Source organism: Psychrobacillus lasiicapitis, assembly GCF_006861795.1.
Lineage (GTDB): Bacteria > Bacillota > Bacilli > Bacillales_A > Planococcaceae > Psychrobacillus > Psychrobacillus lasiicapitis.
The window spans coordinates 39,874-52,540 of sequence record NZ_VDGH01000006.1 but is presented as its reverse complement, the minus strand read 5'-3'; the positions used below and the strand labels follow the sequence as shown (position 1 = coordinate 52,540).

General features: G+C 37.2%; 10 protein-coding genes and 2 riboswitches. Of the genes, 4 read left to right on the top strand and 6 right to left on the bottom strand.

The features are described from left to right. Positions 1–17 precede the first annotated feature (17 nt). The 3 genes from FG382_RS11015 to FG382_RS11005 form a co-directional block, all read right to left on the bottom strand. Positions 18–2,114, bottom strand: a complete 2,097-nt coding sequence (locus FG382_RS11015; RefSeq protein ID WP_142538941.1) for a HelD family protein — start codon at positions 2,112–2,114, stop codon at positions 18–20. Between the two features lie 305 nt (positions 2,115–2,419). After that, positions 2,420–3,109: a GNAT family N-acetyltransferase gene (locus FG382_RS11010; protein WP_142538940.1), complete on the bottom strand. Its 690-nt coding sequence runs from the start codon at positions 3,107–3,109 to the stop codon at positions 2,420–2,422. A gap of 1 nt (position 3,110) precedes the next feature. Next, entirely contained in the window at positions 3,111–4,226 is a 1,116-nt protein-coding gene (locus FG382_RS11005; protein ID WP_142538939.1) for a mandelate racemase/muconate lactonizing enzyme family protein, read from the bottom strand. A 91-nt stretch (positions 4,227–4,317) separates the two neighbouring features. Here FG382_RS11005 and FG382_RS11000 point away from each other — a divergent pair, with 91 nt between their 5' ends. Continuing rightward, entirely contained in the window at positions 4,318–5,553 is a 1,236-nt protein-coding gene (locus FG382_RS11000; RefSeq protein WP_142538938.1) for a hypothetical protein, read from the top strand. Between the two features lie 40 nt (positions 5,554–5,593). On the opposite strand, the gene nhaC is transcribed toward FG382_RS11000, so the two are convergent. From nhaC to FG382_RS10985, 3 genes are all read right to left on the bottom strand, one after another. Beyond that, a complete protein-coding gene (gene nhaC / locus FG382_RS10995) occupies positions 5,594–7,033 on the bottom strand; it encodes a Na+/H+ antiporter NhaC (protein ID WP_142538937.1) in 1,440 nt (479 codons plus the stop codon). Positions 7,034–7,124: 91 nt separating this feature from the next. Continuing rightward, positions 7,125–8,228: an amidohydrolase gene (locus FG382_RS10990; RefSeq protein ID WP_142538936.1), complete on the bottom strand. Its 1,104-nt coding sequence runs from the start codon at positions 8,226–8,228 to the stop codon at positions 7,125–7,127. Between the two features lie 14 nt (positions 8,229–8,242). Continuing rightward, positions 8,243–8,440 (bottom strand): YwbE family protein, encoded by a 198-nt coding sequence (locus tag FG382_RS10985; protein WP_142538935.1) that lies wholly within the window; start codon positions 8,438–8,440, stop codon positions 8,243–8,245. 150 nt (positions 8,441–8,590) lie between these two features. Then, a riboswitch (SAM riboswitch) is annotated at positions 8,591–8,704 on the top strand. Positions 8,705–8,805: 101 nt separating this feature from the next. Here FG382_RS10985 and FG382_RS10980 point away from each other — a divergent pair. The 3 genes from FG382_RS10980 to FG382_RS10970 all read left to right on the top strand — a co-directional run bounded on the left by FG382_RS10980 (position 8,806) and on the right by FG382_RS10970 (position 12,446). Then, complete coding sequence (locus FG382_RS10980; protein WP_142538934.1) at positions 8,806–9,630, top strand: MetQ/NlpA family ABC transporter substrate-binding protein; 825 nt, start codon at positions 8,806–8,808, stop codon at positions 9,628–9,630. Positions 9,631–9,914: 284 nt separating this feature from the next. Further along, positions 9,915–10,016: riboswitch (purine riboswitch) on the top strand. A gap of 175 nt (positions 10,017–10,191) precedes the next feature. Beyond that, complete coding sequence (locus FG382_RS10975; protein ID WP_142538933.1) at positions 10,192–11,130, top strand: nucleoside hydrolase; 939 nt, start codon at positions 10,192–10,194, stop codon at positions 11,128–11,130. Between the two features lie 59 nt (positions 11,131–11,189). Further along, positions 11,190–12,446: a nucleoside permease gene (locus FG382_RS10970; RefSeq protein ID WP_142538932.1), complete on the top strand. Its 1,257-nt coding sequence runs from the start codon at positions 11,190–11,192 to the stop codon at positions 12,444–12,446. Positions 12,447–12,667 lie beyond the last annotated feature (221 nt).

Below are 12,667 nucleotides of genomic sequence, written 5' to 3'. Positions count from 1 at the left end.
CACTAGGTGTTTTCTTTTTATATACTGTTTTTATTCTCATTTGAACTTGCTGGAAGTAAAGGGGATGCTTCTCCGGAATAGAAAATCCTCAAATCATGGAGAGCTCTCGTACATCCAACATATAATAATTTTGCATCCAGCTTTGTATCCTTATAATGACTTTCATCTACATCTACAAGTAACACTGCATCAAATTCCAGCCCTTTTGCTAAATATATTGGTACTACAGAAATACCACCCTCATATTTCATTTGATTGGCTTCAATAGCATTGACAGAAATTCCTGCTGCTGTTAACTTTTCATACATATCACGGCACTCGTCATCTGTCCTGCCTATTATAGCGATCGTTTTCACATTTTCATTCAGCATATGTTGTAACGTCTTCATGATTTCGGCAAATTGGTTATTCGTAGAAATAATCTTTACTTCATTACCGCTACGAAAAACAGGTATTGCAAGGCCTACTGGAATTTCAGCAGTTTTAATAATATCATTTGCAAACTCAATAATTTCTTTCGTAGAGCGATAACTTCTCGTCAGTTCAAAATAACCCGTTTCTTGAAATACTTCTTTAAAGTCGTTCCAGTCCTCAATTCCTTGAAAATTGTAGATAGCTTGGGATAAGTCACCTAAAATCGTAAAAGAATTACCCAGAGTGACCTCTTTTAATATATAAATTTGAAATGGTGAAAAGTCTTGTGCCTCATCTATCACTACATGATGAAATTTTTGACTACTCTCTATTCCTGTTAATTGATGGTGAATATAGATAAGGGGTGTTAGATCTTCTACATATAGTTGTTTATCGCGGCAATTTTTTACTGTTTCTTGAACAAGTTCTGCAGGCAAGACTTCTAATATTTCTTTTTGTTTCATCAACGAACTGTAAAATGATAGCGGGGTTATTTTAGGCCAAAATTTCATATAAGCATTTAATCTTTTAGTAGCTTCTTTTTTCAATGCTTTTTTCTCATCTGTTCCTTCGAACTTCTTCAATTCTATTTCAATCCATCGTTTTATCCGACCAACTAAACGTTCTCTACGTTTTATTAGTGGATAATGCTTATATTCAACTGTCATCCATTTCTGTATCTCTTCCGCTTTTATAACAGCATCGTCCCATACGACGAGATCTTCTTCTGGTACTAGATTTCTTACCAATTGAAGGATACTTTCTTCAATGAATGACTTAAATTCAAGTGTTCCTTTATATTTCCCAAGCATAACCTTAGTATCATTACGATTGATTTCAAAAGCTTCCTTCAGTTTTTCGTCCGTTTTTTGTAATTTCACCGCATTGTCTAATGTACGCAGCGCCCAGTCTTGAAATGTGGTTTGCTTAATATTACCTACACCCAGTTCAGGAAGCACACCAGAAATATAGTCTAAAAACAAACTGTTTGGTGCAAATACTACCATTCTATCTGCTTGTAGCTGTTCACGATATTCATAAATTAAAAAAGCAAGGCGGTGTAAAGCGATTGTTGTTTTTCCGCTTCCTGCAACCCCTTGTATCAATAGTGGCATGTTCTTCTCTGCACGAATAATATTATTTTGCTCAGATTGTATGGTAGAAACGATGTCTTTTAACTTATTATCCTTATTTTCAGCTAATTTATATAGGAGAAAATCATCCGTAGGAGATACATCTTCCCTTCCTTTTACATATGTATCCACTACACGTTCTAATTCTCTTTGACGAATGGCAATATTCCTTTTTAAATGAACATAACCTTCTATTAAACCATCTGGTGAATGATAAAAAGCCGCTTCTTCACCGCCAGTAAATGAATAAAACATACTAGCGATGGGTGCACGCCAGTCCATAACAATCGGCTTTGTCGTTTCCTCATTAGAAGCACCGACTTTTCCAATATAAATAGGCTCTGGCTCTAACTGACCATCCTCTTGAAAATCTAACCGACCAAAATATGGTTGTTGTACAGCAATACGTAGATTTTGCCTTCTAGACTCCCTCATACTTTCGAGAATTTGTTCGCTAAAATCTTCCCCATAATATACTGGAACATTCTCTAGTTCGACTAATTGCTTATCCAAAATAGACGTTGTTTCTTTCAACCTTTGTAATTCTTCTTCAAATATATCCCTCATTACAATGACTCCCTCCTAACAGTTGAAAATACAGACAATTTCTAATATATATAAAACTGCTATACAAAGTCAATAACCAAAATGTTTAGCTTTCGTCTAATAAATACCCATGACGTGCTTACATTAATGAATTTACTAAAAAATGTCCAAAAATAAAATGAGCTTAGAATACATTTTCCAAGCTCATTTCGATATGAAATAATCTATATAATGTTGATATTTACTAAAGTTGTGTTTTGGAATTAGTTGCTCCTGAGCACAATTTGGTTGCTTTTACGCCTATTTGGTTGCCCTTATCCATCTTTTTACATATATGTCCCTTTTTTCTCGTAAGTCACATACCATTCTCCGTCTTTTTGCACGATACTTGTTCCGATCCAACCATCTGCTAGTAGCTGTTGCTGTTTTTCTGTATCGGCCATAAGAATATCTAACACTTCGCCACCAATTTTACGTTCTTCATGGAGTTTTTTGTAAAAAACATAGCGCAACATATCTGCGTACTTGTTTTTCAATGCGCCGATGACCATACCTTGGCTCAGTTTATCTTTTAAGCTCGCAATATTAAATGGTGCGACTGTTGCGCATACATGTGTATATGGAGATGCATCTAATAGTTCCATTACGATAGCTCCAAGTTTTTTCTGTAAACCATATCCTCGGTAGTCGGGGTGCACATTTGTAATTTCTTGATAAACAACCTGATCTAATTGCTCTGTTTGAAGTCCAATATCGTATCCAAGATGATGTTCGTCTATTTCAGGTATCGCCAGTGCGCGAAATGCTATTAACTTATCCTCTACGAATACACCTACCATTAGGCTCTTCGAAACGAAATCTTCGTATTCTTCCTTCGTTACCGGCGATAAAAAGTCATTGTTTATTAGCGTTTCCAAAACAAGGTCCTGGAGGTGTAGAATATCTTCCACACTATCTTCTTTCAACATACGTACTACATAATCTTTTTCTCCAAGTTTGCCTGTCCATTCTTTCATCCTAAACACCACTTACTTTCGTTTGATATACAGTTAAATCATGCAGTACTGACTCATCTACATCTACTCCAAGACCCGGACGTTCGTTTAGCTGAATAAAAGGCACGTCATAATGTAGATTTCCAATATCCTTTGAGAATTTCAAAGGGCCTGTTAACTCAACACTCGTAAATGCTTTTTTCGAAAACGCTACATGGAACCCTGCTGCAGATCCAATTGAAGACTCGACCATGGAGCCGATCTGACATTCGATTCCTGCCATTTCTGCCATATGGGCAAGCTTCATCGCTGGGTAAATGCCTCCACATTTCATCAGTTTAATATTCACTTTATGTGCTGCTTGCTTCTCGATTAACTCGCGCATATCGCGAAAACCTTTTAAACCTTCGTCCATCATAAGGGGGGTGCTTGTTTTCGCCTTTACTTCGACCATACCATTGAAATCATCCGCTACTACTGGTTGCTCTAGCCAATCAAGCCCCAAATGTTCTAATTGGCGCATTGCTGTAATTGTATTTGCACTGTTTTTCCAGCCTTGGTTCACATCGACACGAATTGCGATGTCTTTTCCTACTTTTTCTCGTACCGCCTGAATACGTTTCACATCTGCTTGTACCTCAGTTCCGACTTTCATCTTAAATGATGAATAACCTTCCTTCATACGACTTTCTGCTTCTGCAGCCATGGCTTCAGGTGTGCCGATGCTTAAAACATGTGTGATTGGAAACTTCTCGTGATAGCGACCACCGAGTAATTGATAGACTGGAACGCCTAATTTTTTTCCTACTACGTCATAGCAAGCTATATCGAGTGCCGCTTTTGCAGCAGGTGCTTGATATACTGCTTTGTTCATTTTTTCATGTAGGCGTTCGAATTCCATCGGATTTTCGCCAATTAGTAATGGTGCTAATGTGTTTTTTAGCAAGGCATATGTTGCTTCCCATGTTTCACCTGTCACATGCTCGTCTGCAACTGCTTCGCCGTATCCTATCAAACCATCCTCCGTTGTAAGTTTTACGATTATCGAAGGCATATCATCGTATGTATGATAGCTAATGATAAATGGGTCTATCAGTGGTAATCTTATAGCAAATATTTCTAGTTCTTTGATTTTCATTTTATCTTCCTGCTTTCTTTACAAGTTTTTATTTTTTCGTTATAGTTGTCGTTAAATAGACGTTAATGTTTCAAAAAAAAGGGGGTTACATATGGATATCCGAATCGCAGTGCTAGGCTCTGCTAACTTTATCGACCGATTAAAAGAATTTGAACATGAGTTAGTTTCTACTCGTTTGGATTATTATATCTATCAATCGCCAGTGGATGCAACCGAAATTGTGAAAAATATTAAACCTTGTGATGTCGTCTTTTTCTCTGGTTCTCTTCCATACATATTTGCAAAAGATGCAATTGAAAGTTTACCTATACCGGCTCATTACTTAAAACAGGATGAAACGGTTATCACTACAACCCTATTATCCGTTTATTTTTCTCAACATATTCCTGTCGAACAGCTTTCGATTGATTTAATCGAACCGCTATTAATACAAAATGTATTAGAAGATATTGGGTTATCGGAACAATATCCACATCTGTTAAAAATTGATCCAACTTACGAATTAGAAGAAGTTGCAAATTTTCATGCAAGTTTATACAACGGCGGAATAACTTCTTTGGCAATTACGAGTATCCACGCTGTTTTTCATACTCTACAAGACAAGAAAGTCCCTGTCATCCGAATGTTAGATTCGAAAAGCAACATCTTAAAAGGATTGGAAGATGCGAAATCTTTGGCACTTTTAGCAAAAAGTAGATCCGCAAAAGTTGCTATTGGATACATTCAAGCAAACCAAGTAATTTCAGAAGAAATATTAAAGAAGATAGCTGGCACAATTCAAGCGAATTATGTTCCTACAGATGACTATTTATATACGTTTATTTCTACTCAGGGTAATGTGCAAATAGCCCTGGAAAGCAATATAATTGAGCATTGGTTTGAACTTGTTTCATTCCCTATCAAAATAGCGTTTGGCTACGGAAAAACAGTCATAGAAGCAACACAAAACGCAAAAGATGCTTTGCCGTATGTAACTGAGAACTCCGCTTATTTAATAAACGACCATAAAGAATTACTTGGTCCCTATCCTAATCGTCAACAGCAAGTACAACTAAAAACAAATAACCCAAAACTCGTACAAATAGCCAAAAATACAAAGTTAAGTCCAGCAAACTTATCGAAAATCATGCAATTTAGCCGCTCGCATAGCTCCGTTGAATTCACCGCATATGATTTGGAAGTCTATTTACAAGTAAGTAGGCGTACCACAGAACGATTATTAAAAAAGCTAGTAGATCATGGGTATGCCCGAGTAGTTGGAGAAGAAATGACGTATCAGCAAGGACGCCCACGGGCAATTTATGAATTCAATTTCCCTACTTATTAAGAAAAGGAAAGTTCAGTTTCATTGAACTTTCCTTTTCCACTTATGCTTTCATCACTTCTTTTTGCTGCAAAGCGACCATTTCTGATTTCGTTAACTTCTGAATGGTGAATCCAGTTATTGCATATCCAATAGACAACAAAGGAACAACATAATTTAGTATAGCGTATGGAGCGTACTCAAATGCCCCAACCCCTAACGTTCCTAATATGAACACACCACAAGTATTCCAAGGGATAAATACAGACGTTAATGTACCTCCATCCTCTAAAGACCTCGAAAGGTTTTTGGAATGTAACCCCATCTTTGTATAAGCATTTGCAAACATGCGAGCTGGCACGACAATCGAAATGTATTGTTCAGAACAAGTCGCATTAGTTGTAAAACAAGCTAGAATTGTAGATGCTACTAGTGTTCCTGCTGATTTTGCTAACTTTAGAATTTGATTCATAATTGATTGAAGCATACCAGAATATTCTAGTATTCCTCCAAATGTCATCGCAACAAGTGTCATTGAAACCGTATACATCATAGAATCTAGACCACCGCGATTGAATAAATCATCAACCATTACATTTCCTGTTTCAATAACGAAACCACTTTGGAGGGCCCCAACTGCTTCTGAAAGGCTTCCCCCTTGCACAAGCACTTGTGAGAAAGATCCTAATATTATCCCTATAACTAAAGCTGGTATTGCTGGTACCTTTAATGCAACTAGAACAATTACAGCTACTGGTATGAGTAATAACCAAGGAGAAATGACAAAACTTTTTTCTAGCATGGAGATCGTCTGCTGAATGCTCTCTTGATCAATATTGCTGTTCTTATACTTCATACCTAAAAAGCCATATACACCCAACGAGATAAGAATTCCTGGTACTGTCGTATATAGCATATGTCGAATATGTACAAATAGATTAGTATTGGTCAATCCTGCTGCTAGATTTGTTGTATCCGAAAGTGGCGACATCTTATCACCAAAATAAGCTCCTGAAATAACTGCTCCCGCAATAATAGGTGCCGGAATCCCCATGCTAAGTCCAATACCCATCCCTGCAACACCAATAGTTCCCATAGTGGACCAGGAACTGCCGATAGCTAGTGAAACAATCATACAAATGACGCAAATCGTTACTAAAAACAATGCTGGTGTTATTATTTTTAGTCCATAATAGATCATTGTAGCGACTACCCCGCCACCAATCCAGGAACCAATCGTTAAACCTACTAGCATGATAATGACTACAGCTGGTAAAGCTAGTTTAATCCCCTTGTACATCATTTCTTCGATATCATTCCATCTAAACCCATGCTTCCAAGCAACCAATGCAGCTACAGATGTCCCTATAATCAAAGGAATATGCGGCCCCTGTTCTAATCGAACTACCGCTACATACATACTAGCTATCATCACTAGTAAAGGAATAACCGCCCATCCTAAAGACATTTCCTTTTTAGTAGACACTTTATCTTTTTCTCCCATATTATTTTCCCCTTTATGAACTATTGCGACAATTCCTAATTGACGTTTAATAGTCGCTAATATGAAATAATATAGACAAATCGATGAGTCGTCAATGCTTTTTAGAACTATTTGAAAGCGTTTTCGCTATTACTTTTGCACCAATTGCAAGTGCCTCATAGTTAAACGTCATATTCGGATGATGCAACCCTGGGGTGAGATCTGCTCCAATGCCAATCATGGCAGCATTCACTTCAGGATGTCTAACCGTATAAAAATGAAAATCATCACTTCCAGAAGTAATCACTTCTTCTGCAAGGTTATCCATACCAACTGCTCCGATAATTCCTTCTCTCGTCATAGCAGCTGCTTCTTTGGAAACTTCCGCGCCTGGCGTGACGTCCTCCCATTTCCACTCTATTTCTATATCAAATAATTGTTTAATTGCGAGTAAATCTTTCTCTATTTGGTCTTTCATTTGAGATAAAACAGCATTCTTTTGGGCACGAACATCAATGGAAAACGTTGCAGTCCCAGGGATAATATTGGCATTTTCCCCACCGGCTTGGATTTTCGTTAGTTTCGCAGAATAAGCTTCAAATGGTGAAAAATAAAGGTTTTTTAGTGCCTGATGAATCGCCACTGTCACATCAATAGCATTTTTTCCTTGATGTGGACGTGCACCATGCGCATCAATTCCAGTAATTTTTCCTTCTAAAAACATCGCTGCTCCGTGATGGATTGCTGGAGAAACTTTTCCAAAAGGAAGCTCTTCAATTGGTCGTAAGTGCACGCCAAATAGATGTGTAACGCCTTCTAATGCGCCTCTGTCAATCATCGCATTGGCACCATTTCCTTTTTCCTCTGCCGGCTGGAATATAAAGCGGATACGCTTACTTAGTTTTTCGTCTTTCAGTAATAATAAAGCTCCTAAAACCATCGAAATATTCGCATCATGTCCGCATGAATGATTGGCACGAAATTCGCCATCTACTTCTTGCCAAAGTGCGTCGATATCCGCACGAACCGCGATCACTTCATCGCCTTCCCCTATTTCAGCCAGTAACCCCGTCACATCATCGAAACGGCGATAAGACACTTGTAACACATCTAGTATTTCTGCAAGCTTATTCGTCGTTTCGTATTCCTTCCAGCTCACTTCTGGATATTTGTGAAAATGATCAAACCATTGCAATACTTGTGATTCTACGTTCATCTGTTTTGCGCTCCTTATTTTTCGATAATTTCACATACACGTCCTACTTGTCCATCCGTTAACCGAACTTTTATACCATGTGGATGGAAGGATGAATTGGTTAGTAAGTCTTTCACTATACCTCTTGTTTTTTGACCCGTTCGTTGGTCTTTTTTCAAGACGATATATACTTCTAAGCCCGGTTTAATGTCTTTTCTATTTTGTCCGTTCATAATAATTCACCTCTTTTTGTATCTTATCATTTTCATACTATACATACACTGATATACAAAACAATAATTTGTTTATTTCGAATTCGTATTGACGAATTTACTCTGGTGAAGTATAGTAATTAACATTAAGAAAAATGAAATAATTTTTATCTCTCATGAAGAGTAGCAGAGGGACTGGCCCGTTGAAGCTCGGCAACCAACCATATGTTTATGTATGGAAAGGTGCTAAATCCTGCAAAACGATATCGTTTTGAAAAATGAGAGAGGACTTCTGCGTATTTTCAAAATGCTAATGAACCTCTCATTTATGAGAGGTTTTTATTATTTCTGCTACAACCAAGAAAACAACAGACAGGAGAAAAATCATGAAAAAGTATTTATTTACAGGGCTACTCATTTTAGTATTAACATTACTCGCTGCTTGCGGTGGTAAAGAAAAATCGGAGGAAGCAAATGCAGGCTTATTAAGTGACGGTGTTCTAACCGTTGGGGTAACTGCAGGTCCACACGAAGAAATCGTTGAAAAAGTGAAAGAGCTGGCTGAAAAAGATGGCCTAAAAATTGATCTACAAGTTTTTTCTGACTACGTAATGCCGAATGTTGCTTTAGCTGAGAAAGAGATTGATATGAATATCTTCCAAACGATTCCTTTCTTTGAACAAATGAAAAAAGACCGTAATTTGGATCTTGTTGATGTAGGTAAAACGGTCACTTTCCCAATGGGTATTTACTCCAATCAAGTAAAAGATGTTAACGAACTGACAGATGGTGCGAAAATTGGATTACCAAATGATCCGACTCAAGGCGGGCGTGCACTGATGCTATTTGAAAGTGCAGGTATGATTAAGCTCAAAGAAGGCCTAGATACTAACGCTACCATCCATGACATTGTAGATAATACGAAGAATTTCCAATTTGTTGAACTTGATGCAGCACAAATCCCCCGTCAATTAAATGAGGTGGATGCGGCAGCCATCAATACAAACTTCGTAATAGATGCTGGTTTATCTCCAGCTGATGACTCTATTTTTATTGAGTCAAAAGATTCTCCTTTCGTGAACATTATCGCCGTTCGAACTGAATCAAAAGATGAAGAAGTGATTCAACAATTTATCGATTTGTACCGTTCGGAAGAAGTGAAACAATTTATCGAAGAAAGATTTGATAAATCTATCATTCCTTCATGGTAATGAAATGTTGGTAATAGTATTAGGTATGTAAGAGGAAAAGGCGTAAATAATTTACCTATTACAAAAACCGAATGATTATCAATTTATCAAGCTATGTAAATATAAAATCCGAACTATTCCGAAACAATAAATTAGAGTTTCGTAGGATAGTTCGGATTTTTTTATTCACTAAAAAAAAATCGCTAGATCGCTTTCTACCAATTATTATTCTATTAATAGTTTTTATTTGTATAAAATTGGAACAGATTTTTTATTGACTAAACCATATGTAATAGTTATTATAAAAAAACAATGTCGAATTATGTCGTATAATGTTGGGGATATGGCCCAAAAGTTTCTACCAAGCCACCGTAAAGGGCTTGACTACGAGTTAATTGTAAGATGGAGGAAGGATTCAATCCTTTTTTCATATTTACATATACCTAGTCAACGCTCCGGTAGAAATCGGAGCGTTTTTTTTCGTTTAGGAAATAATTCTTTTCTTGATTGTCATCATAAAACACGAAACGATATACCAGGCATTTTATAAAGCAAAATTTAATAGGAGAGGATCGATAGATAATGAAAAAAAATATTTACTTTAATCATGATGGAGGCGTCGATGATCTTGTTTCGTTGTTTTTATTAATGCAAATGGACAACGTTGAGCTGACTGGTGTATCTGTCATTCCAGCCGATTGTTATTTAGAACCTGCAATGTTTGCAAGCCGTAAAATCATTGATCGCTTTGGAAACGGTAGGCTTGATGTGGCTGAATCAAATTCTCGCGGGAAAAATCCATTTCCAAAAGATTGGCGTTTGCATGCTTTCTTCGTAGATGCTCTACCGATTTTAAATGAATCCGGTAAGATTGACACACCTGTAGCAGAGAAAACAGCACATCTTCATATAATAGATGCCATCCATGCATCGACCGAAAAAACAACCCTTCTATTCACTGGCCCACTTACTGATCTTGCTCGCGCATTAGATGAAGATCCTTCAATTGAAGAAAAAATTGAACGACTCGTTTGGATGGGCGGAACATTTCGTGAAACAGGAAATGTGGAAGAGCCCGAACATGATGGTACAGCAGAATGGAATGTGTTCTGGGATCCCGAGGCAGCAGGTCGTGTATGGGATAGCGGCATAGAAATTGATTTAGTGGCTCTTGAAAGCACAAGCCAAGTACCACTTACAGAAGATATAAGAAAACGTTGGGCATCTGAACGTAAATATTTAGGCGTTGATTTTCTTGGTCAATGTTATGCGATGTGCCCGCCATTAGTTCATTTTACAACTAATTCAACATACTTCTTGTGGGATGTTTTGACTACAGCGTTTGTCGGTAATCCTAATCTTGTAAAAGTGAAAAGAGTTAATAGTATCGTTCATACAAATGGACCTAGTCAAGGCCGTACAGAAGAAACAGCTAACGGTCGTCCTGTAAATGTGGTTTATGACGTTAATCGCGATGCTTTCTTCGATTATATTACTCAGTTAGCAAAAAAAGTAAACTAAATTAAATATCCGGTGAACTTATAATAAGATAGGCGCCGTAGGTAAAGCAGGAGGAAGAAATGACAATTAAATCGCGCCTTAAAATAATGATTTTTCTACAGTTTTTCGTTTGGGGTTCTTGGCTCGTTACACTTGGATCTTATATGTTCAATACTTTGCATTTTACCGGCTCAGAGGTTGGACTCGTTTATAGCTCCATCGGGCTCGCTTCTCTCATTATGCCAAGTCTTATAGGGATTATTGCCGACCGCTTTGTAAAGGCAAATAAATTATATGGAATTCTCCACTTTTTAGGGGCTATTTGTTTATTTATTGCTGCGAAAGTTTCAGATCCTACTCTTTTGTTTTGGGTAATGCTTTTTAACGCAATGGTCTACATGCCGACCATTTCTTTAGGATATACCATTTCATATTTTGGTCTTGAAAAAGAAGGACATGATACAACAAAAACATTCCCTTCCGTTCGCGTATATGGAACTGTTAGCTTTATCCTTGCTTTATGGACAATAAGTCTTTTTGGATTTGAGTTAAGCAATATGCAGCTATACATTGGATCGGGAGCAGCTCTTTTACTTGCGCTGTTTTCACTTGCACTACCTGATTGTCCAACATCAACTGCCAAAAAGAATGCATCTCTGGTCAGTCGTTTAGGACTCGATGCGCTCGTACTTTTTAAACAAAAGAAAATGGCAGTGTTTTTCCTTTTTGCTATGCTGCTAGGTGCAGCCTTGCAAATTAACACCACTTTCGCTGATCCATTTATACATGACTTTGCATTAAATCCTAGCTTTAAAGATAGTCTTGCGGTTAAGTACCCGGCTATATTATTATCCATTGGACAAATTTCAGAGGTAGTATTTATTCTAGCCATTCCATTTTTCTTACGCAGATTTGGAATTAAGACGGTTATCCTATTAAGTATGGTTGCATGGACATTACGCTTTGTTCTCTTCGCTTTTGGTGAACCATCCGGCTTAGGATTCAGCTTATTACTATTATCGATGATTGTTTACGGTGCTGCCTTCGACTTCTTTAATATATCAGGATCCATTTTTGTAGAGAAAGAAGTAGATAGTAGCATTCGCGGAAGCGCACAAGGCTTATTCATGACAATGGTAAATGGATTGGGCACCTATTTGGGTGCAATCATTAGTGGTAAAATTGTGGATTACTTCACTGTTGATGGTATAAAAGATTGGCAAAATATTTGGTTAATCTTTGGAGCCTATACAATCGTTCTTGCAATTATTTTTGCCGTTAGTTTTAAATACAAACATGATCGTGATGCTATGAAAGATATAAATAAAATTGCTTGATCGTTGAAAATTAAAATCCAACTCTTTACATCCGGCGCCATGTTTATTGGTGCCGGTTTTTCTCTTTAAACAAAGCCTTTAATTAATTTTAGTAATAATTCCAGCCACTTTTTTAAGAAGAAATGCTATACATGTTGATTTCTTATAGAGGAGCTGGGTTTGGAAAATGCTTTGTGCTCGTGCTATACTGATGAAGGATTTATTTTGAAAAAAGGAGTGTT

Excerpts from the sequence above, each read along its gene's own strand:
- FG382_RS11015 (WP_142538941.1), bottom strand. The coding sequence starts at position 2,114 with ATGAGGGATATATTTGAAGAAGAATTACAAAGGTTGAAAGAAACAACG.
- FG382_RS11010 (WP_142538940.1), bottom strand. The coding sequence starts at position 3,109 with ATGAAAGAATGGACAGGCAAACTTGGAGAAAAAGATTATGTAGTACGT.
- FG382_RS11005 (WP_142538939.1), bottom strand. The coding sequence starts at position 4,226 with ATGAAAATCAAAGAACTAGAAATATTTGCTATAAGATTACCACTGATA.
- FG382_RS11000 (WP_142538938.1), top strand. The coding sequence starts at position 4,318 with ATGGATATCCGAATCGCAGTGCTAGGCTCTGCTAACTTTATCGACCGA.
- nhaC (WP_142538937.1), bottom strand. The coding sequence starts at position 7,033 with ATGGGAGAAAAAGATAAAGTGTCTACTAAAAAGGAAATGTCTTTAGGA.
- FG382_RS10990 (WP_142538936.1), bottom strand. The coding sequence starts at position 8,228 with ATGAACGTAGAATCACAAGTATTGCAATGGTTTGATCATTTTCACAAA.
- FG382_RS10985 (WP_142538935.1), bottom strand. The coding sequence starts at position 8,440 with ATGAACGGACAAAATAGAAAAGACATTAAACCGGGCTTAGAAGTATAT.
- FG382_RS10980 (WP_142538934.1), top strand. The coding sequence starts at position 8,806 with ATGAAAAAGTATTTATTTACAGGGCTACTCATTTTAGTATTAACATTA.
- FG382_RS10975 (WP_142538933.1), top strand. The coding sequence starts at position 10,192 with ATGAAAAAAAATATTTACTTTAATCATGATGGAGGCGTCGATGATCTT.
- FG382_RS10970 (WP_142538932.1), top strand. The coding sequence starts at position 11,190 with ATGACAATTAAATCGCGCCTTAAAATAATGATTTTTCTACAGTTTTTC.